General features: G+C 68.3%; 13 protein-coding genes and 1 pseudogene. 6 read left to right on the top strand and 8 right to left on the bottom strand.

Translation table 11 applies throughout. From position 1 onward, the window contains the following. Nucleotides 1-47: 47 nt before the first annotated feature. Together Prum_RS05870 and Prum_RS05875 are read right to left on the bottom strand one after the other, a co-directional pair. Nucleotides 48-5,690, bottom strand: a complete 5,643-nt coding sequence (locus Prum_RS05870; RefSeq protein ID WP_173074628.1) for an NIDO-like domain-containing protein — start codon at nt 5,688-5,690, stop codon at nt 48-50. Nucleotides 5,691-6,242: 552 nt separating this feature from the next. Continuing rightward, a protein-coding gene (locus Prum_RS05875) for an IS3 family transposase (RefSeq protein WP_371871189.1) occupies nt 6,243-7,414 on the bottom strand; the annotation gives its coding sequence in 2 pieces (ribosomal slippage) (nt 6,243-7,174 and nt 7,174-7,414; 1,173 coding nt in all). Between the two features lie 86 nt (nt 7,415-7,500). Here Prum_RS05875 and Prum_RS05885 point away from each other — a divergent pair. Further along, nucleotides 7,501-8,079, top strand: coding sequence for a hypothetical protein (locus tag Prum_RS05885; protein WP_173074630.1), 579 nt, complete (start codon nt 7,501-7,503; stop codon nt 8,077-8,079). 156 nt (nt 8,080-8,235) lie between these two features. Here Prum_RS05885 and Prum_RS54940 read toward each other — a convergent pair whose 3' ends face one another. Next, nucleotides 8,236-8,895: a sigma factor-like helix-turn-helix DNA-binding protein gene (locus tag Prum_RS54940; RefSeq protein WP_371871191.1), complete on the bottom strand. Its 660-nt coding sequence runs from the start codon at nt 8,893-8,895 to the stop codon at nt 8,236-8,238. 300 nt (nt 8,896-9,195) lie between these two features. Then, on the bottom strand, nt 9,196-10,227 hold the full coding sequence (locus tag Prum_RS05895; protein ID WP_173074633.1) for a LacI family DNA-binding transcriptional regulator: 1,032 nt from the start codon (nt 10,225-10,227) through the stop codon (nt 9,196-9,198). 201 nt (nt 10,228-10,428) lie between these two features. Between Prum_RS05895 and Prum_RS05900 the strand changes: the two genes are divergently transcribed. The 5 genes from Prum_RS05900 to Prum_RS05915 all read left to right on the top strand — a co-directional run bounded on the left by Prum_RS05900 (nt 10,429) and on the right by Prum_RS05915 (nt 15,575). Further along, nucleotides 10,429-11,967 carry an ABC transporter substrate-binding protein gene (locus tag Prum_RS05900; RefSeq protein ID WP_173074635.1) on the top strand — a complete coding sequence of 513 codons (1,539 nt, stop codon included), beginning with the start codon at nt 10,429-10,431 and terminating at the stop codon, nt 11,965-11,967. Nucleotides 11,968-12,029: 62 nt separating this feature from the next. Further along, on the top strand, nt 12,030-12,971 hold the full coding sequence (locus tag Prum_RS05905) for an ABC transporter permease (protein WP_173074637.1): 942 nt from the start codon (nt 12,030-12,032) through the stop codon (nt 12,969-12,971). Further along, nucleotides 12,968-13,264, top strand: a complete 297-nt coding sequence (locus Prum_RS49275) for a hypothetical protein (protein ID WP_218577083.1) — start codon at nt 12,968-12,970, stop codon at nt 13,262-13,264. The genes Prum_RS05905 and Prum_RS49275 overlap by 4 nt, the downstream gene beginning before the upstream one ends. Then, a complete protein-coding gene (locus Prum_RS05910) occupies nt 13,261-14,715 on the top strand; it encodes a dipeptide/oligopeptide/nickel ABC transporter permease/ATP-binding protein (RefSeq protein ID WP_218577084.1) in 1,455 nt (484 codons plus the stop codon). Before Prum_RS49275 ends, Prum_RS05910 begins: the two co-directional genes overlap by 4 nt. A gap of 74 nt (nt 14,716-14,789) precedes the next feature. Further along, entirely contained in the window at nt 14,790-15,575 is a 786-nt protein-coding gene (locus Prum_RS05915; protein WP_218577085.1) for an ATP-binding cassette domain-containing protein, read from the top strand. A 62-nt stretch (nt 15,576-15,637) separates the two neighbouring features. On the opposite strand, the gene Prum_RS53580 is transcribed toward Prum_RS05915, so the two are convergent. The 4 genes and pseudogenes from Prum_RS53580 to uidA all read right to left on the bottom strand — a co-directional run bounded on the left by Prum_RS53580 (nt 15,638) and on the right by uidA (nt 20,212). Continuing rightward, a complete protein-coding gene (locus tag Prum_RS53580) occupies nt 15,638-16,453 on the bottom strand; it encodes a glycoside hydrolase family 2 TIM barrel-domain containing protein (protein ID WP_308785334.1) in 816 nt (271 codons plus the stop codon). After that, nucleotides 16,342-17,412, bottom strand: a pseudogene (locus tag Prum_RS53585) (glycoside hydrolase family 2 TIM barrel-domain containing protein); the annotation flags it as partial. The gene Prum_RS53580 and the pseudogene Prum_RS53585, both read right to left, overlap by 112 nt. A gap of 5 nt (nt 17,413-17,417) precedes the next feature. Then, the gene (locus Prum_RS05925; RefSeq protein ID WP_173074641.1) at nt 17,418-18,440 is read right to left on the bottom strand and encodes a Gfo/Idh/MocA family protein; all 1,023 of its coding nucleotides are present in this window, start codon (nt 18,438-18,440) and stop codon (nt 17,418-17,420) included. After that, on the bottom strand, nt 18,437-20,212 hold the full coding sequence (gene uidA, locus Prum_RS05930) for a beta-glucuronidase (protein WP_173074643.1): 1,776 nt from the start codon (nt 20,210-20,212) through the stop codon (nt 18,437-18,439). Before uidA ends, Prum_RS05925 begins: the two co-directional genes overlap by 4 nt. Nucleotides 20,213-20,223 lie beyond the last annotated feature (11 nt).

The following is a 20,223-nucleotide window of genomic DNA, read 5'->3' on the forward strand; positions in this document are numbered from 1 at the left end:
CGGGAACCTCCGTGGTCGGGGGCCTGGGGGTGGCAGGACAAAGGGGGTTAGCTGGTGACGGGGTGCAGCAGCAGGCCGCGGCCGTCGGCGATCACGGGATGGCGGTAGCCGTATTGGACGGCTTGGGTGCCGTCGGCGTTTTCGACGCCGACGGTGGCTTCGCCGCCTTGTTCGTAGAAGTTGACGTCGATGTCGTCCCACACGATCTCGATGTCGCCCTGCTCGTGGAACACCGCCTCGAAGCTGACCCGGGCGTTCGGGTCGGCCAGGCTGTACACGTTGCGCCACTCCACGATGAATCGCCGGTTCGGGGCGGTCCCGGTGGTCGCGGTGCGGATACTGGCGGAGGCGTCAAGGACCCAGTCGTGCTGGAACGGGTACACCGCCGTGTTCGGGTGGCTGCTCTCCCACTCCGAGGGCAGCGGCCACGGGTCGTAGGGCTGGTTGGTCATCGCCTCGAACGCGATGACGCCGTCGTTGGCGATCCACGCCGTCGGGTACGACTGGCCATACAGCGCGACGGGGAACGGCAGGGTCACCTCCTGGATGCCGTCGTCGCCGCTGGAGGGCAGCACGGTGTCGTTGGCCGGCACGAACGTGCGCGGTCCTTCGACGGCGGTGTAACGCGTGCCGGACGACGCGGGTAGGTCGAAGTCCACCGTGGACGTCGCGTTCCCGGACACCGTCACCGGCTGGGCGGCCGTGCCGTAGCAGCCGCTCCCCGTCCCCGGGGTGGCCAGGACCGTGTACGGGCCTCCCGGCACGTCCCCGAACAGGTAGCTGCCGTCGGCTGCGGTGGTGGCGGTCAGCCCGGCAACCTTCACGCTCACCCCCGCCGCTGGTGTGCCGGCGTAGGTGACGGTGCCGGTGATGTCACCGATCGGCGCCGGCCCCGGCGTGAACCGCACCCCTTGGCCGCTGGCGATGACCGGCTGCTGGTAAGAGTGGACCAGGGCGAAGGTGCCGTCGGCGTTCTCGATCGCCACCGCCCCCGCCGCACCCTGCTCGCGTGCGACGCCGGGGTCGATATCGTTCCAGGCCACCTGGATGTCGCCGCCCTCGTGGAAGACCGCCTCGAAACTGACCCGCGCGGTGGGTTCCCACCAGTTGTGCACATTGCGCCACTCGACGATGAACTGCCGGTGGGGTGCGGTGCCGAGGGTGGTGGTGCGGATGCTGGCGGAGGCGTCGACGACCCAGTCGTCCCAGAACGCGTAGACAGCGGCGTTGGGTTTGGTCTGCTCCTGCAGCGAGGGCAGCTCGGTGGCCTGCCACGGGATCCCGGTGTAGGGGGCGAACGCGACCAGGCCGTCGATGTCCACCCACGCGGTCGTGTACGACTGCCCGTACAGGGAGATCGGGAACGGTACGGTCACCTGCGTCTTGCCGTCGTCGCCGGACAGCGGCAGGACGGTGCCGTTGGCCGGGGTGAATGCGGCCGGCCCGGCCTGGCACATGTTGCCGTACGCATCAGACAGCGGCCGCAAAGGTAGGTCCACGTCGGCGGTCTCGTAGACATCGACGTCGAGGTTGAGGACCTTGCCGCAGTGGTTGCCCTTGACCGCGGACACCGTGTACGAGCCGGCCTCGATGTCAGCGAACGCGTACCCACCCGCGGCGTCGGCTGTGACGGAGATCCCCGCGGGCTCCAGGGTCACGGCGGTGCCCGCCTGGGGGCTGCCGGTACCGGCGTCGGTCACCGTGCCGGCGAGGGTAACCATCTGGATCGGGTTGGCCATGATCTGCGGCGGCAGGAACACCACCGCGCTGCCGTCGGCCAGGACCGGTTGCAGGAACGAGTACTGCAGGCCCACCGTGCCGCCGGGGCTTTCGATCCCGACTGTCGCCTCCGACCCACGCTCCGCGTCGCTGGTGGCGCTCAGACCGGCGTAGTTGAGGAAAATGAAGCCGGCCTCGTGAAGCATCACCTCCACGGTGATGCGCTCGCTGGTGTTGCCGGCGCGGTGCACGTTGCGCCACTCCACCACGAACCAGCGGCCGTCAGCATCGTCGATGCTGGCGGTGCGGACACTGGCCGACCCGTCCACGACCAGGTCATCCCAGAACGCCGCGACCAGGCCGTTCGGCGCCGACGCGGCCGGGATCGTCATCGAACGCCCCGGCGTGGAGCCGCCCGGCTCCGTGAACGTCAACAACCCGTTGGTGTCCACCCAGACGGTGTCGAACACGTCGCCGTAGAACGGGAACTCGAAGGGCAGCGACACCTGCGTGACCGCGTTGTCGGCGCCGGCCAGGGCTTGCAGCACGGTGTCATCGGCTGGAGTGAACGCCCTGGCATCCACCTGGCAGCCGTATCCGTAACTGTCCACGGGTGGAACCAGGAACAGTTCAGGGTCCCCGTCATCCGGAATCTTCACCTCGGTGCTGGCCGACAGGCCGCAGCCGCCGCCATGCGAGGCCGCAACGACGTACGTGCCCGGCGTCAGCCCGGTGAACGCGAACGCCCCGTCGGCGCCGCTGGTCACGGTCAAGCCCGGCGGTTCAAGGATCACCGTGGCCCCAGCCAGCGGCTGCCGAGCTTGGTCGAAGGTACGGCCGGACAGCCCCACGGTGGCGGCCTCGACCTGGATTGTTGCGGAGACCGACTCGCCGAGCAGGTTGTCGGCCTGATTGAACGCCGCCACCCACACTCTGAGCTGTCCGGTCTGCGTGGTCGGAATCGCCACCGGCGGAGTGGTCGTCCCGCCCGGTGTGGCGGGGTCGGCGGTCAGGTTCAGGGTGTCGGTGCCGATGCTGTACTTGAACTTGGTGATGTTGGTGTCGCCGCCCGCGTTGAACGTGACCTGCGCCGGGCTGCCCACCGTCACGGTCGCGGTGGTGAAGGCGACCTGGGGCTTGACCGGCCGGGCGAGGTCCTTGATCGCGGCCGGGGACGGGATGAAGTTGTACATGCGTACGTCGTCGATGGCGCCCTTGAGGTAGTCGACGTTCAGGGCGGTCCACCGGCTCCGGCCGATCGTCACCGGCCCGGTGGCGTGGAAACCGCCGCTCAGCACAGCCGAGCCCGACTGCTGCACCCCGTTGACATACAGCCGGAGTGTCTTCGTAGCGGCGTCGAAGGTTCCCGCGAGGTGGGTCCACTTGCCCAGCACCGCGGTGGAGTCGGACAGCACCGTCGCCGTGCCCGACCCGGATGTGTCCGTGCTGACCATGACGAACCTCCACCGACCGCTCTGCGCCGAGGTGTAGCTGAGCGTGAACGCGGAATTGGTGGCGCCGTCCGCGGCGACCGCGGTCTGCCCGGCGCCCGCGGAGGGCGAGGCCAGCCGCACCCAGGCCGCCACGGTGAACGTCGAATCGGTGCGCAGCGCTGCCGGGGCACCCGTGGTCGGGTGCGGCTGGGTCACCGGGCCCGTCGTCAAAGCGTGGGCGGTCGCGCTGGTCAGCGACAACGCCGTACCCTCACCGCCGCGGCCGGTGGTGGTGCCGGCCGACGACAGGGTCAGGGTGTTGCCGTGCCCGGTGTCGTCCAGGCCACGGTTGGTGGCGTCGTCGAAATTCCACTCCGTCGCCGGCCCGGAGCCGGAGGCCACCTTGAACTTGTACTCGATCGGCGTCGAAGGCCGCTCCGCTCGGTCCTCCGCCCAGACCGTCAGCGTGTGCACCCCGTCCCGCCGCGGCCGGACGCTGATGTAGGCGTTCTTCGACGCGTCCGGCGTCACCTTGTTCGCGTTGCCCGGCGACACGCCCTGGTCGATCGTCCACCGGTAGTAGACGACGTCCTCGGGCATGGTGGTCGGCGGGTGGATCCGGAACCCGCCGGCAAAGCCCACCCCGCCGCTGCCGGGCTGGTTCGGGTTGGCCGGGTTGTACTCCGGATACAGCCCATCCGTGGAGGTGATGTCCGAGGCCGGGTTCGGCGGCAGGAAGTCCGTGTGGAACTCGCACGTCCCCGACCAGGTGCCATCGTTGACGTTGTCGAACGTGTACGCCTGATACACGTACACGGTGTTCTCCACCAGCTTCTTGACCGCATCGGTCGTCGAGACCGGACCCGACGTGACCGGGGCCGGGTTGGCCGAGGTGCCCTGCACGTAGATGGCGGTGTTGCGGGCCTGGCCCTGCTTCCAGTAGTAGAACCGGGTCGTCAACGCCTGCTGCCCGCTGTCCGGGTCGCTGGCAGTGGCGGTGAACGTGGGCGCGTTCGTGGTCACGAACGGCCGGGCCGTCCCGGTCGCGCACCCTTTGGCGGCCACCTTCAGGTCGCGGGCCGCGTTCGGCTTGGTGTTGTAGTGGATCGACAGGGCGGCGTCGCTCTTGAACCGCTTCCACTGGAACCTGTCCGACTCGGACTTGGCCCGCAACCCCACATTCAGCACACCCGTACCCGACGCGGCCAGCTGGGCGACCTTGCCGGTCACGTTGAACTCGACCTTGCTCGGGCTACACGAGTACCCGTTACGGCGGATCACATCCGAGGTCGCCAGCACCTCCCCCCACCCCGAACCCGACGTGTTCCAGCCGGTGTTCCACGTCGTCGACGGGCCGAACGCCTGCTTGAGCCACCGCAGCTCCGTACGCGCCGTACCGGCATAGCTGCAACCGGCGCCGGACCACATCTGCGTCAGCGACATCGTCGCCTTGTAGATGTGCTTGAACTTGTACGGGGCGATATCGAACGCGAACAACGAGCGGTCCTTGACCGTCGGGGACTCCCAGTCGCTGAACCCGGCCCGCATCATCCCGTAGTTCGCATCCGAACTGTTCACCGACGACGCCTTGTAAAACGACTTGGACGCCTCCGACCAGCGCAGCACCGACCACGCCGACCTGTTCACCGTCTTCTGCGTCCACGTCGGATCCACAAACACCGGGAACACCGTCGCCGGATCCGCGAGCATGCCCGCGTCCGGCACCAACGTCAACTGGCCTGCCGACACCTCCGCGGCCACCGTCGCCGTCCGCGGCTCCACCGGCGGCGCCGCCACCCCACCATCCGGGACCTTGCCCGCCGCCGACCGCGCCGCCGGCGACTGCCCCGGCTGGGCGCCCCGCGAGTCCCACATCGACGGCGTCGGCCCCTCGAACACCACCGCACCCGAACCGTCCACCGCCGACACCACCCCCGTGCCAGCCTCCGTACGCAGCGACACCCCGGACAGCTCCGTCGTCAACGCGACCCGCGCCAACGCCGTATTCCTGGCCGCCTTCGCCGACCGGATCACCAACAGGTGCGTGAACGCGTCCACATCCGCGCGCACCCGCAAATCCACCCCCGGCAGCACATCCCGGTAGGTGGCCGTATCACCGGACAACACCGGCGCCGGCAACGGCTGCGGCCACCGCAACCCCACCTGCCTGGCACCATCACGCATCACCGCGAACGGCCCCGACCCGCCCGCGGAAAACCGCACGTCCAACGTGGACGCCACCGGCGACACCGAACCGTCCGCGTTCCGCCTAAGCGTCGTGTCCACCCCGACCCACGAACCATCCGCACGCCGTACCCGCTGCGGACGCAGACTCGCCTCCGTCACAAACGAACCGTCCGGCCGCGCAAACGTCAAGCTGTACTCATCCCGGAGCGTCTCCACCTCAACCCGCCGGTTCGAGGACGCGGCTCGCGCCAACGCCGCCGACTCGTCCACCAACACCGGCACGCCCAGCTCGGAAGGCTCCCGCGGCGCCGCCCACGCCCGCTCCGGCGCCACCAGCAACGACGCCAACACCATCGCGACCGCACCCGCCGCAACGAACCGTAACCGTGAAACCCGACCCCGACCGGCCCAGACACCCATCGAACGGCCAGCTGTCACGGTGCCTCCCCGAATCACACCGAGCAAAGTGACCGTCACACTGCGGCACGACCTGCGTGGCTGTCAATGCCCCCAGCGGGAGTTTCCTTCAGGTCCTCGGAAACTGGCGGCACAGATCTACATCAGCGGGAAACGATTCCCCAACCATGCGGTAGAACGGCAAACCACCACCAGGAAGCCCCAAACCACACACATCAACCGCCACCCACACAGCCTCCCTGGGCCGTGTGCTCACGCCGCAGTTCCAACGGCTCAAGCGGGAACATCCACGGCGCGACTCCCCCATCGAGATTCCACGGCGATCCACGCACGTTCTCGGTCCCCACCAACGCGGCGAAAGCCGGTACCCTGAGCCACCGATTTCCGGTGGAGGAGAAACGTTGACGTCCCGCAAGGTCTCCCAACAGGCCGCACGTATAGCCGTCTGAAGTTCCCCCGGTTTTCCGGACGGGGGACGTGTGGTGATCACGCTGCTCGTTGAGCGGGCGTGTGGTGGGTTTGTTCGTACTGTACGGGGCTGAGGTAGCCCAGGGCGGAGTGTCGCCGGGTCGGGTTGTACCAGGCGTTGATCCACTCGAAGATGGCGTTGGCGAGGTCGTCGCGGGTGCGCCAGGTGTGCCGGTCCAACAGTTCGGTTTGCAGGCTGGCGAAGAACGCTTCGGCCATGGCGTTGTCGTAGCAGTCGCCGATGCTGCCCATGGAGGCGAGGATCCCGGCGTCGCGGAGCCGTTTGCCGAAGATGTAGGAGGTGTACTGGGCGCCGTGGTCGCTGTGGTGGATCACGGTGCCGTCGGTGGGTCGGCGGGTCCAGGTGGCCATGTCCAGGGCGTCGCAGACCAATTCGGCTCGCATGTGGTCGCCGATGGCCCAGCCCACCACGCGGCGGGAGTACACGTCCAGGACGACGGCGAGGTAAAGCCAGCCCTGCCAGGTCATCTGCTGGGTGATGTCGGCGACCCAGAGCTGGTTGGGTTGCTCGGCGGTGAACTTGCGTGCGACCAGGTCGTCGGCGGGTGCCGCCTCGGGGTCGCGGACGGTGCAGCCGTGGAGCCGGCGGCGGTGGATGCCTTGCAGGCCAGCGTCTCTCATTAGCCGCTCGACCCGTTTACGTCCACAGTGGATTTTGTGGCCGAGCCGTAGTTCGGCGTGTACCCGCGGCGAGCCGTAGCTGCCGCGAGAGTCGGCGTGGATGTCGATGATCGCATTGGTCAGATAGGCGTCGTCCAGATCGCGGCCGGAGGGGCCGTTGGTGCGCCACTCGTGGAACCCGGAACGGGACACGCCCAGGGTGCGGCACAGCAGGGTGATCGGGTAGGTGGCCTTCTCCACCTCGATGAACCGGTAGATCATCGGGGTGGCAGAACGTTCTGTTGGGCGAAGAAGGCCGCGGCTTTTACCAAGATCTCCTTTTCCATCTCCAGCACCCGAACCTGACGGCGCAGCACACGAAGCTCCTCGCGTTCAGCGCCGGTCAGGCCCTCACGGTGCCCTTCCTCGACGTCGGCCTGGGACATCCAGTTCCGCAGGCACGACTCGGAGATCCCCAAACTCTTGGCCAGCTCGGCCACCGGCTTCTCACGCCGGCGCGCCAGTTCCACCGCACGACGGCGGAACTCCGCAGGATGTGGTGCGGGCATGTCCGGACTCCTCTCAGTGAGGACAACTGCTGCCCTCACACCTGGGTTGTCCGGAAACCGGGGGAACTTCAGTCGCCGCAGTCGCCGTGCTCGTCCTCACGAGCTGCACCACCAGCGATGACACACCCACGGCCGCGGCCGAGTCCGGACCGGCGGCGAGCCCCGCCCCGGACGGGCCCTACCGGCCCGTCGCCAACCTTTGCCAGGCCATCGACGCTTCACCCTTAAAGACGACGAACCCGCCACTGGCCGGCACAGGCAAACACGTCGAGTCCGACGGGCCAGGCCAGGCAAGCCGAAGCTGCACACTGCCATTGACCGGCGGCCGGTTAGATGTCGTCGCGGTGACATACGACCGGATCAGCGACGCCACGACGGCGTTCAACTCCGCAGCAGCCAGCACGATGTGGAAGTACCGGCTGACCCGATCCGGGCCCGTGACCGGCGTAGGCCAAAACGCCTTCGCTCGCTTCGGCGCCTACGACGCCACCAGCGTCGTCGCCGAACTCACCAGCCACAACGCGAACGTCGTGCTCACCGTCAACGCGATGGTAAACCTGCCCGATACCCGATACCCGAGCCGCGGGCAAGCTGGAAGCGGCCATCCGCGAAATCAGCCGCACGACACTAACCTCGCTCGGCGGCTGACACTGGTGGTTTCGTGACGCCAGAACCGACGGCGAGCGTCGACGACAAACTGAACACGATCGAGATGAGCGAGGTCGAGCGCCGCGTGCTGGCCTGAGGATTGGCCGAGTGGGGCGGTCCGCCAGGTGCACAGACACGCTCGCGGCGGCGACTCGCGTAGGCGGGCGCACAGGTCACCAGCACCTCCAGCGCCGCCCGCGGGACAGGCCCGCATCCACCGTGCCAACCGGCACACCCAGTACGGCTGCCACCTCCTCAACGGGCAGGTCGGCTAGGTGGTGCAGTACCGCATCGCGGGTCGGGCGGCGCAGGGCGGCAATCAACGCCACCCGGGTCGGGCGAGAGCCCAGGCGCCTCCTGCGCAGAACGATCCGGAGATGTTCCGCAGACGGTGGCCATGAACGTAGCGGGCAGCCGCTCCCGGCGTCGGTGGATCTTCGAGCGGCTACTCTCCGCCGGCCGTGCGGAGCGTCCGGTTGCGACGGTGGCGGGGCCGTGGCCTGGTGAAGCCGAGCGCGCCGCGACGACCGGCGCCGATGCCTGCAGCCAAGCTGGCTCGAGTGGTGCCACACGATCGCTGCCACCGGCGTCCTCATCTCACCAGATCCGCGCCGCAGCCAGCAGGGGACGTGCCGATCCGGTACCGCCGGGCGAGAGTGGCAACGGCGAAAGGTAGGCCCACTCGGCGCTCCAGACCGGATCGGAAAGTGGCTGGACGAGTTCCCGCTCGCCGGCCGCCGCTGCAGCCCGAGCGACGCCCCGGCACGACGGGCCACTGCCGAACATTGGACGCACTTGATTCGCGTCAAGTGCGCGCCGATGTAACCCGACATAAGGGAAGATACCGCTGGTCGATTTCGGCTTGTTTGTCGGATTGGTCCGACCGCGAGCCAACCGAACTCGCTCGATCACCGTGAGCGCCCGCTAACACACCACGTCCACAAAGGACGTACAGCGACAGAGTTTCCCCTGCTCACACCGTCGGGACGGCCGGATTTGAACCGACGACCCCTTGACCCCCAGTACTCCGGTGGCCCAGCGGCATGCTCACGCACGTTTGCCCAGGTCGCCGCCAGCATAGAACACCCGAGTAAAGGGGCCGCTCCATCCGCCACGCACGGATCGCTGCGCCATCAGCGGACCGGCGCCGCCGTGGACTCCCGCCGCACGAACTCCGCACGGACGTGCCGTGGCTCCGGGACGTCGTCGTCGCCGAGGGCGGCCAGAATCTGGTGCACCGCCTCCTCACCCGCGAGGTCGAGCGGCGTACGGATGGTCGTGATCGGCGGCGAGGTGAAGTCGGAGCCGAAGATGTCGTCGAAGCCGATGATGCTGAGCCGCGATGGCACGTCGATGCCCGCGGAGCGGCAGGCGCGGAGTAGGCCGATCGCCATCAGGTCGTTGTACGCGATGACCGCAGTGACGCCGGACGCCTGGACCCGTCGCAGTCCTTGCTCTCCGCCGTCGAGTGTCGGTACGCCCGGGCCGATCTCGACGACTGTCATGCCGCGGCGTGGCGCCTCGTCGAGCAGCGTCTCCCAGCGCAGCCGACTCATCCACGACGCGCTCGGCCCGGAGAGGAACGCGAGCGAGGTGTGGCCGAGGGAGGCTAGGTGGTCGAGCGCGTCCCGAATGCCCGGCACCACGTCGGGTACCACCCCGGGCACACCCGCGACCACCCGGTTGACCAGCACGAGTGGCTTGGCGTCCGCGAGCGCCTCGATCTGCTCGTCGGCGAGACGGGAGGCGACCAGGACGAGCCCGTCGATGGACTGGAGTAGCCGTTGCGCGCTCTCCGCTTCCAGCGCGCCGGACTCCTGCGACTCGGCGAGCACGAGCGTGTAGCCCTCCGCGGCCGCGATCCGCTCGGCGCCGCGTACCAAGGGGAAGTACACCGGGTTGGTGATGTCGGTGAGGATCAGTCCCAGGGTGTTCGTGCGCCCAGTGGGCAGCGCCCGGGCCATCGGGTTGATCCGGTAGTTCAGCTCGGCCGCGGCTTCCCGGATGCGTTGTTCGGTCGTGGCGTTGATCCGTCCGGGCTTGTTGAGCGCGCGCGAGACGGTCGAGGGACTGAGGCCGAGGTGCCGGGCGATGTCGTAGATCGTGGCCGCCGGCTTCCGGCTGCCATTTCCGCGTCGTGCGGAGCGAGCCTGCTCCTGATTCACATGCAAAGGGTGGCACATGGCAACCGATTGACAAAGAGCCAGGGCAACGCCGTCAGCCGATTATGGCAATCGGTTGACAAGAAGTCGACGACGTGCTGAGCTAGCGGCAACACGGGGGACACACGCGGGACATTTGCCCAGCCATCGGTTGCCCTGACAACCGGTTGCCAAGCCGACCCGTGCTCATCCAAGGGAGTCACTATGTCGCACATCCCCCTACGCCGCCGTGCGCGCCGCCCGGTCGCGCTCATCGCGGCGGCGGCTACCGCTATGGCGCTGGGCGCGTGCTCGGCGGACGGTCAGGAACCCACCGCCGCCAGGCATGACCTCGCCGTCGCCGTCGTCACTCCCCCGAACTCGCTCGATCCAGCCCAGCTCGCCGACGGCCAGCAGATGTTCGTGTGGGGGTCGATTCTCGACACCCTGCTGTACAAGGAGAACAAGACCGGCGAGCTCAAGCCCAACGCGGCCGAGAGCTGGGAGTACAACGAGGACGGCACCAAGCTGACCCTCAAGATCCGCAAGGGCATGACGTTCAGCAGCGGTCGTCCGGTCAACGCCCAGGCCGTCGTGGCGACGATGCGGCGCACGATGAGCACGCCCGGCGTCTTAAAGATCAAATATGAAGCGGTGAAGTTGGTGACCGCTGTCGACGACAGCACCGTGCTCGTCGAGTTCAGCCGCTTCGACCCGCAGTTCGTGCCAAACCTGACGCTCGGCGCGGGTGCGATCGGCGATCCGGACACCCTCGCTGACAAGCGCACCGCGACCGATCCGGTCGGTTCCGGACCGTACACACTGGACACCGCCGCGACCGTGCCGGGGGCGAAGTACGTGTTGAAGAAGCGCAACGACTACTGGAACGCCAGCGCCTATCCGTTCACGACCCTCACGGTGCGGGTGCTGCAGGACCCGACGGCGTCGTTCAACGCGCTCCAGGCCGGCGAGATCAACGCCGCGACGGTCCAGACCCAGCTGCTCGGGCGACTCGACAAGAACGCCTTCACGATCAACAAGATCGAGGCGCAAGCAATCATGTACGTCGACATCCTCGACCGCAAGGGCGAGAAGTGGCCGGCGCTCGGTGACGTGCGGGTGCGCCAGGCGATCAACTACGCCATCGACCGCGAGGGGATCCTGAAGGGCCTCCTTCAGGGCAACGGCAAGGTCACCAACCAGACCTTCAGCCCGTTCGGGAAGGTCTACGACGCGTCGCTTAACAGCACGTATCCGCATGATCCCGCTCGCGGTAAGGCACTCGTGCAGGAGGCGGGATACGCGGGCACGAAGTTCAAGATCCCGAGCACCTTCCTGTCGACGTCGTTCGAGGCCAGCATCTCGCAGGCGTTCAACGACATCGGTCTGGGGCTGGAATGGGTGTCGGTGCCGCCGCAGCAGGCGCAGACGGCGCATCTGTCCGGCGACTATCCCCTGTCGTTCCAGATCACCGGCTTCAACTCCGACCCGGGCGACGCCAACCTGCATTACGGGCCCGACGGCTACGCCAACCCGCGTCACTACAAGGACGCCACCACCGACAAGCTCTTCGGCGCCATCAACACGACGGTCGACTTCGACAAGGCGCTGCCGGCCTACAAGCAGCTCAATGAGTACGCCGTCAGGCAGGCATTCGAGGCCCCGATCGTCTTCACCGGTGGGACGTGGGCGACCGGCAAGGGAATCGTGATGCTCGACGACGGCAAGGCCCCGTCGACCACGAGGCTGTTCGGCCTCGCCTAGGAAGCGACAGACCCCGGGTGGCGGTCGCCTGGCCGCCACCCGGATCCCGATCGGGAGCGACAATGATTGCCTACATCCTGCGCAGACTCGGCGCCGGCCTCGTCCTCGCGCTACTGGTAACGCTCATCACCTTCCTGATGCTGAGCCTGTCGTTCGGGGATGTCGTCAGGACGATCCTTGGCCAGTCGGCGACGCCCGAGTCGGTCGAGGCCATGACGAAGCAGCTCGGCTATGACCGGCCGGTGCTGGTCCAGTACGGCGACTGGTTGCTGGGCCTGCTCCGTGGCGACCTCGGAAGCTCGGTCTACACCTCGCTCCCGGTCGCCTCATCCGTGCTCCAGCGGCTTGGCGTGACGCTGTCGATCATCGTCCCCGCCTTGATCATCACCGTCTTGCTGAGCATCCTGCTCGGCGTGTGGGCCGCTTCGCGCGGCGGTGTCGCCGACCGCATCGCGCAGGGCCTCTCGCTCGTGGGCTACATCGTCCCGGGCCTGCTGCTGGCGATCGGGCTGGTCTATGTCTTCGCGGTACGGGCGAAGGTGCTGCCGGCGACGGGGTACACACCGCTCGCCGAGGACCCGGCGGCGTGGCTGCGCAGCATCGCGATCCCGGTGGTCGTGCTGGTCATCGGGAGCGTCGCGAACATGGCGGCGCAGGTGCGCGGCCGCATGATCGACGAGCTGCGCCGCGACTACGTACGCACCCTGCGGACCCGCGGCATCTCCACCACGTCGATCGTCGTCAAACACGCCCTGCGCAACGCCGCGAGCCCCGCGCTCACGGTCCTGTCGCTGGAGTTCATCCAGATGTTCGGCAGCGCGCTCATCATCGAGAACGTCTTCGCGCTGCCCGGCTACGGCAGCTACGCGTTCAACGCGTCCCTGCAGGGCGACATCCCCGTCATCATGGGCATCACGATCTTCGGTGTGCTGCTCGTGACCGTCGTCAACCTCGGCACCGACCTGGCCAACGGCTGGCTCAACCCGAAGGCGAGAGTCCATTGAGCACCGGCACGCGCACCCCCACCTGGCGGCGGCTCCTGCGCGACCCGCAGGCCGTCCTCACCGCGAGCGTCCTGATCGTCATCTTCGCGTCGGGACTGTTGACGCCTCTCCTGGCGCAGCACAGCCCCAACGAATCCGACCTCGGCATGGTCAACGCCCCGGCCGGTACACCGGGGTATCTCCTCGGGGCCGACGAGAGCGGGCGCGACATCCTCTCCCGTCTCCTGCACTCCATCAACACCAGCGCGGTCTCCGCGCTGATCGGCACGGGCGTCGCCCTCGCCGTGGGGTGACCGCGGGACTCGTCGGCGGCTACTTCGGCACCCGCACCCGGGCGATTGCCGAGTGGGCGTTCAACCTGGTCATGACGTTCCCCGGCCTGTTGCTGCTCATCATCCTCATGCCGGTGACCGGCGGCGACTACCGCTTCACCATGCTGATCTTCGGCGTGCTGCTGTCGCCGAGCATCTACCGCATCGTGCGCAACCTCGTGCTCGGCGTGAAGAACGAGCTCTACGTCGACGCCGCGCGCGTCTCGGGCCTGGGCAACACGCGGATCCTCGGCCGGCACGTGCTGTCGGTCGTGCGAGGGCCCATCATCATCGCCGCGGCGTTCATGATGGGTGCGTCCATCGCCACCCAGTCGGGGCTGGCTTTCCTCGGCGTTGGTTCGAAGGGGATTCCGAGCTTCGGCGACATGATCGCGTCCGGGTTCCGGAACCTGTACATCGCACCGACGCAGTTTCTGTGGCCGAGCCTGCTCCTCGGGCTGATCACCGCGTCGCTTGTGCTGCTGGGCAACGCGTTGCGCGACACCCTCCAGGGTTCGAGGCCGAAGCCGGCGAAGGTCGGCGAAGGGCAGCGCGCCGAGGTGAGGACCGATCCGACCCCGGCGGCCGACCCGGAGGCGCTGCTGGAGATCCGCGATCTGACGATCGCCTATCCCGGGCCTATGGGCCAGTTGCGCGAGGTGGTGCGCGGGGCCGCTTTGCACATCCGCCGCGGGCAGACGCTCGGGGTCGTCGGCGAGTCGGGATCGGGCAAGACGCAGACCGCTTTCGCGGTGCTCGGCGTGCTGCCGGACGAGGCCGTCATCACCGGCGGCTCGATCGTGTTCGAGGGCCGCGAGCTGATCGGACTCTCCGACGGCCAGATGCGGCCGCTACGTGGCAAGCAGATCGCGTACGTCCCGCAAGAGCCGATGTCCAACCTGGACCCGTCGTACCCGGTCGGAGCGCAGCTGATCGAGGGCGTACGGTCAGCGCTGGGCATCTCGAAGCGCGAGGCCAGGACCCGCGTCCTGGCCCTGCTCGAACGATGCGGCATCGCCGATCCCGAGCGAACGTTCGACTCGTACCCGCATCAGCTCTCCGGCGGCATGGCGCAGCGCGTGCTCATCGCCGGCGCCGTCGCCAGCCGTCCCAAGCTGCTCATCGCCGACGAACCCACCACGGCCCTCGACGTGACCGTCCAAGCCGAGATCCTCGACCTGCTGCGCGACCTGCAGGCGGAGCTCAACATGGCGGTGCTGCTCGTCACGCACAACTTCGGCGTCGTCGCCGACATCTGCGACCGCATCGCGGTGATGGCGCAAGGCGAGATCGTGGAATCGGGCGATGTGCTGGAGGTCCTGCACAACCCGCGCCACGAGTACACGCGGATGCTGCTGGACTCGATCCTCGACGACGCGTCGGTGCGCACCGACGCCCCGGCCGGGGCCACGACCGAAGGGGCAAAACGATGACCGGGACACTGCTCGACGTCACCGACCTTCGGGTCGCGTTCCGCCGCCGCGGATTCCGCGCCCAACCCATCGAGGTGCTGCACGGCGTCTCACTCCACGTTGGCGCCGGCGAGACGGTCGGCCTCGTCGGCGAGTCCGGCTCGGGCAAGACCACGATCGGCCGGACCGTACTCGGCCTCGTGAAACCGAGCGGCGGCAGCATCCGCTTCGAGGGGCGCGAGATCGGCAGGCTCGGCGCGCGGGAGCGGCGAGCACTCGCGAAGGACATCCAGGTCGTCTTCCAGGACCCGTACAGCTCGCTGAACCCGTCCATGACGATCGGGGCCATCCTCACCGAACCACTCGTCGTCCAGGGCGCGACCGCGAGAGACGCACGCGCCCGCGTGCGTACCCTGCTCGATCAGGTGGGCCTTCCTGCGGACGCCGCCGAACGCCTACCGCGCGAGTTCTCCGGCGGTCAGCGACAGCGCATCGCCATCGCCCGCGCGATCGCGCCCCAGCCCAGGCTCATCGTCTGCGACGAACCGGTCTCCGCACTCGACCTGTCCACCCAGGCGCGCGTGCTCGACCTGTTCATCGACATCCAGCGCCGCACGGGCACCGCCTACCTGTTCATCTCGCACGACCTCGCGGTGGTGCGTCACATCAGCCACCGTGTGGCGGTGCTCTACCGCGGCGACCTCGTCGAAACCGGACCCGCGGCCACGGTCACGTCCACCCCAGACCACCCATACACCCGCAAGCTGCTGCTCGCCGCACCGGTCGCCGACCCGATCGAACAACACAAACGCCGCAAGGAGCGCCGCCTGATCTCTTTGCCCTTGATCGACGCAGAAAGCCTTGATCGACGCGGAGGGTGAGGCCGCGGGAGCAACGGTCTGAGCCACGACGGCCATCGCGGCAGCTCAAGATCTGAAGGTCTTTAGACGCCGCGCCAGCGGCGGCGTACGGCGAACGCGGCGCTCTTGGGTCGGCGGTCGCGGGTGAAGATGCCCTTCTTGTTGCCGTCGACCCGCACGATCGCGGGCTGGGTGGCGAAGTCGGCGAAGTTCCAGATGTGTTCGCCGACGACCGCGTCGACCCGGTCGAACACCCGGTGGTACATCTCCAGCAGGCCGGCCTGGTACTCCTCCGACCACGGTGCGTCGACCACGGCGTGGAGGCCGGCGATCGCGTCCGCGCCGTACTCGGTGACGATGATGGGCTTGCCGTGCCGGTCGGCCCAGGCACGCAGGTCGGCTTCCAACGCGGATTCGGCCCGCGCGAGGTCGCCGGTGTGCGCGTACCAGCCGTAGTAACGGTTGATCATGACCACGTCGGCAAGGTCGGTCAGCGCGCAGGTGTCCGGGCCGTCCGCGATCATGTTCACGTACCCGACCGGACGGGTGGGGTCGAGCTTGCGCGCTTCGGCGAACAGGGGCGCGAAGTAGTCGCGCGCTTCCTGGCCGCCGGCGTCGGGCTCGTTGGCGACGCACCACAGCACGACACTCGGATGGTTGCGGTCGCGGTCGACGAGCTCCCGCACCGCCTGCAGGTGGGTGCGCTGGGTCGCGGACCCGATGGTCTGCTCCGTGTACGTCGGGGCAGGTCCGTGCGGCCGTACGTCACCAGGACGCGGAGGTTCATGCCGACGGCGGCGGTCTCGTCGATCACGACGATGCCGTGCCGGTCGGCGTAGTCCAAAACCTCTTCCGCGTACGGATAGTGCGAGGTGCGGAACGAGTTGGCACCGATCCACTCCATCAGCTCGAAGTCGTGGACCATGAGGGCGTCGTCGTGGCCCTTGCCGCGGATCGGCGCGTCCTCGTGTTTGCCGAAGCCGCGGAAGTAGAACGGCTCGCCGTTGACGAGGAACTCGGTGCCGCGCACCTCCACCGTGCGCACGCCCACGGGCAGGGTGTAGCTGTCGACGAGGTTGCCGCCCGCGTCGTGCAGGCTCGCCTCCAGCTCGTAGAGGTAGCCGTCGCCCGGTGCCCACGGGTGGACGTCCGGTACGGTCAGCAGCCCCTCGGCGCCCTCGGACACGGCCACCTGGGCGCCGCCGGCGTCGCGCAGGGTGACGTGCGGCTCAGCGGAGCCGGCCTGCCGGATCGCGTACCGCACGGTGCCGGTGCCGCCGTCCAGGCCGGTGTCGACCGAGATACCCGTGATGTGCGTGCGCGGCGTGGTGTAAAGCCAGACCGAGCGGTGCAAACCGGCGTAGTTGAAGAAGTCGTGGAAGTAGTTCTGGGTGCGCCCGGTGGCCGTCTGTTGCTGCGTGCCGGGCGGTACGGAGGCCCAGGTGAGCTCGTTGTTGACCACGACGGTGACGCGCGCCGTGCCGCCCGGCCGCACGCGGTCGGTCACGTCGACCTCGAAGGGTGTGTAGCCGCCCTCGTGCTCGGCGACCTGGACGTCGTTCACCCACACCACCGCGCGGTGCGTGGCCGCGTCGAAGCGCAGGACGATCCGCTCCCCCGCCCAGCCCCGAGGTATCCGCACCGTCGTCTGGTACCAGGCGTCGCCGACGTGATCGCGGACGGCGAGTTCCGGCACGATGTCGTTGTAGCTCGCTGGCACCGGCATCTCCCGCGCCCGGTCCAGCGTGGCGCGCCACCAACCCGCGGTGCGCCCCGCTCCCTCAGGGTCCAGCCGAAACATCCACAGGCCGTTCAGAGACTTCCGCTCGCGGGTCGCATTGTCTTGGGGACGAAGCATGAGAATCAGTAGGCCTTCGTGCCGTCTTGAGCGACAACCGGTTGCCGCCTGTTGCCAGCCAGCTGCGCGCGTATCGCGTCGAGGGTGCGGAAGACGTCGATTGTCGCGGCGGCGTCGTGGTCGGGGTGCTGCGGCCACCCGCGTTCGATGGCCTCGGCGACCGCGCGGAGCATCGGCACGAAGCCGTTGCCCTCCTGCGGAAGCTCGGTGCGTGGTGGATTGCCGAACATCGCCTGCCACGAGTCGGCGTGCAGCGTGTACGACGTCGTCGCCCAGAACATCGGTGGGATGCCGACCCATCCATGGGTGCCGCTGATCGCCGCCGACGGTTCCACAAAGTCCACCATGGACGCCGCCAGGTGCGCGAACCGGCCGCCCGGATATTCGAGCGTGATGTGCTCGGCGACGTCGACGCCGTTCGGCCGCAGCACGCCGGCCGCGTGTACGGCCTCCGGCGGCCCAAGAACCGCATGGGCGAGGGTCACCGGGTAGATGCCCTGGTCGAGCAGTGTGCTGCCGCCGCGTTCCGGATCCCACTTGCTGCCCGTGCCATCGCCGGGCATCGGCAGGCCGAAGCCGGCGCGTACGCTGCGCGGCTCACCGATGCGCCCCTCCCCGACCAGCCGCAGCACCTCGCGGAATCCCGGGTTGAACTTCATCCACATCGCTTCCATGAGGAACCGCCCCCGCTCAGCCGCCAGAGCGAACAGCTCCGCCACCTCCGCGGCCGTGCGCGCCATGGGCTTCTCGACGAGTACGTGCTTGCCGGCGTCGAGGGCAGCTCTCGTCATCCGGTGGTGTGTGGCGAAGGGCGTGGCAAGGTAGACGGCGTCAATCGCGGGATCGGCGAGCAGCGCGTCGTAGTCGTCGAACGCCGCCGGGATGCCGTGTTCGGCCGCGAACATGTCAGCCCTGGAGCGGTTGCGACCGAAGACCGCGACGACCGCCGTGCCGGGCATCGCGTGGAGATCGGGCACGAACCGTTGCGAGATCGTTCCGGTGCCGATGACGGCCCAGCGCAGAGTCACGTGTCGCGGCCGAGATCACGCGGCGGCTTGCGGCCGGCTAGCGGCTTCCACCGCGCCCGCAGCGCGTGGGCCGCGGCCTTGGGCCTGCGGTCGCGGGTGAACACACCCTTCTTGTTGCCGTCGACCCGGTGGATGCCGTGCGAGGTTTGGAAGTCGGCGAAGTTCCACACGTGTTCGCCGATGAACGCGTCGATGCGGTCGAACACCCGATGGTTCATCTCCAGGTAGGCCTGCTGGTACTCCTCGGTCCACGGGGTGTCCCACACCGCATGCAGCCCCGGCATCGTGTCGGCGCCGTACTCGCTCATCATGATCGGCTTGCCGTGCCTGGCGGCCCAGCCGCGCAGGTCGTGCTCCAGGTACATCTCGGCCGTGGCGAGGTCACCGGTGGCCACGTACCAGCCGTAGTAGCGGTTGATACACAAGACGTCGAAGAGATCGGCGATGCGGTCGTTCTCGTGCGTGGCGAAGATGACGGCCGCGTAGCACACCGGGCGGGTGGGGTCGAGCTTGCGGGTGAGCTCGACCAGCGGCTCGAAGTACTCGCGTGCACCGTCCTCATGGGACGAGGGCTCGTTGGCGATGCACCACATGACGACGCTCGGGTGATTCTTGTCGCGGGCGATGAGCTCGCGGATCGCCTGGGCGTGCGCGTCGCGGGTGGCCTCGCCGAAGGTTTCCGGTGAGAAGGTCGGCTGCGGCGGCACGCCGGTGAGCCCGCCCTGCACCGCCAGGTTGAGCCCGACGGCCGCGGTCTCGTCGATGACGACGATGCCGTGCCGGTCGGCGAACTCCATCACCTCCTCCGCATACGGGTAGTGCGACGTACGGAAGGAGTTCGCGCCGATCCAGTCCATCAGCTGGAAGTCGTGGACGAGGTAGGCGTTGTCGTGGCCCTTGCCGCGCACGGGCGTGTCCTCGTGCTTGCCGAATCCGGTGAAGTAGAACGGCTCGCCGTTGATGAGGAACTCCGTACCGCGCACCGCCACGGTGCGCACACCGAACGGCTCCGTGTAGCTGTCGACCACCCGGTCGCCGTCGAGCACTTCGACGAGGAGGTCGTAGAGGTAGGCGGCGCCCGGCCGCCACGGCGTCACGTCGGGGATCCGCAGCGTGCCGCCGGCACCGTCCGCCGCCGCGACCTCGGTGCCGGTGGCGTCGAGCACCCGTACCCGGACCGGCGCCGGCGCGCTGGTCCGGACTGCGTACTCGACCGTCCCGGTGCTTGCGTCGAGGCCGGTCACGACCGTGATGTCCTGGACGTGTACGGCCGGCACGCTGTACAGCCACACCGAGCGGGCCAAGCCCGCGTAGTTGTAGAAGTCGTGCAGGTAGGTCTGCCGGCGCCGCCCGTCCTGGGTGACGGTGATCGTGCCGGGTGGGATCGTCGTGTTGGTCAGTTCGTTGTTGACCCCGATGGTGAGGCGGAACTCCTGGCCTGCGCTCACGTGCGCGGTGATGTCGGCCTCGAACGGCGTGTAGCCACCCACGTGTTCGGCCACCAGGACGTCGTCGACGTAGATCCTTCCCTGGTGGGTCGCGGCGTCGACGCGCAGGATGATGTCTTCGCCGGACCAGCCGCGCGGCACCCGCACCTGGCGCTGGTACCACACCCAGCCCACGTGGTCGCGGATGGCGCTGTCGACGAACAGGTCGTTGTAGCTGGCCGGTACCGCCGCTTCGAGGTCCCACCGGTCCCGGTCGAGCGAGAACCGCCAGAGTCCGTCGAGGTTCACCAGCTCACGGGTGGCGGTCGAGCGGGGCTTCAACATGAGACAACTCC

The organism is Phytohabitans rumicis (assembly GCF_011764445.1).
Classification (GTDB): Bacteria; Actinomycetota; Actinomycetes; order Mycobacteriales; family Micromonosporaceae; genus Phytohabitans; species Phytohabitans rumicis.

Excerpts from the sequence above, each read along its gene's own strand:
- Prum_RS54940 (WP_371871191.1), bottom strand. The coding sequence starts at position 8,895 with ATGTCGGGTTACATCGGCGCGCACTTGACGCGAATCAAGTGCGTCCAA.
- Prum_RS05900 (WP_173074635.1), top strand. The coding sequence starts at position 10,429 with ATGTCGCACATCCCCCTACGCCGCCGTGCGCGCCGCCCGGTCGCGCTC.
- Prum_RS05905 (WP_173074637.1), top strand. The coding sequence starts at position 12,030 with ATGATTGCCTACATCCTGCGCAGACTCGGCGCCGGCCTCGTCCTCGCG.
- uidA (WP_173074643.1), bottom strand. The coding sequence starts at position 20,212 with ATGTTGAAGCCCCGCTCGACCGCCACCCGTGAGCTGGTGAACCTCGAC.